This is a genomic window from Collinsella aerofaciens (genome assembly GCF_039836695.1).
GTDB lineage: Bacteria > Actinomycetota > Coriobacteriia > Coriobacteriales > Coriobacteriaceae > Collinsella > Collinsella aerofaciens_BD.
In genome coordinates this window covers 1-865 of record NZ_JBDPAC010000058.1, presented here as the reverse complement: position 1 = coordinate 865, position 865 = coordinate 1, and the positions used below count along the sequence as shown (strand labels likewise).

Here is an 865-nt window from a genome sequence, read left to right as displayed (position 1 = left end):
GACAGTGTCTGGTGGGTAGTTTGACTGGGGCGGTCTCCTCCTAAAGAGTAACGGAGGAGCACGAAGGTTGGCTAATCCTGGTCGGACATCAGGAGGTTAGTGCAATGGCATAAGCCAGCTTGACTGCGAGCGTGACGGCGCGAGCAGGTGCGAAAGCAGGTCATAGTGATCCGGTGGTTCTGAATGGAAGGGCCATCGCTCAACGGATAAAAGGTACTCCGGGGATAACAGGCTGATACCGCCCAAGAGTTCATATCGACGGCGGTGTTTGGCACCTCGATGTCGGCTCATCACATCCTGGGGCTGAAGTAGGTCCCAAGGGTATGGCTGTTCGCCATTTAAAGTGGTACGCGAGCTGGGTTTAGAACGTCGTGAGACAGTTCGGTCCCTATCTGCCGTGGGCGCTGGAGAACTGAGGGGGGCTGCTCCTAGTACGAGAGGACCGGAGTGGACGCATCACTGGTGTTCGGGTTGTCATGCCAATGGCACTGCCCGGTAGCTAAATGCGGAAGAGATAAGTGCTGAAAGCATCTAAGCACGAAACTTGCCCCGAGATGAGTTCTCCCTGACTCCTTGAGAGTCCTGAAGGAACGTTGAAGACGACGACGTTGATAGGCCGGGTGTGTAAGCGCAGCGATGCGTTGAGCTAACCGGTACTAATGAACCGTGAGGCTTAACCTTACAACGCCGAAGATGTTTTGGCGGATTGAGAGAAGATTTTCAGCCTGATACAGATTAAATCGACAGGTCAGAACAGGACGTGTTGATAAAACAGAATTTGCCTGGCGGCCGTAGCGCGGTGGTCCCACCTGACCCCATGCCGAACTCAGAAGTGAAACGCCGTAGCGCCGATGGTAGTGTGGGG

Annotated in this window: 2 rRNA genes; both read left to right on the top strand. The window is 54.7% G+C overall.

Going from position 1 to position 865, the window contains the following annotated elements:
• Positions 1-681 (top strand): 23S ribosomal RNA (locus ABG996_RS10780); the annotation flags it as partial.
• A gap of 100 nt (positions 682-781) precedes the next feature.
• Positions 782-865 (top strand): 5S ribosomal RNA (rrf, locus tag ABG996_RS10775); the annotation flags it as partial.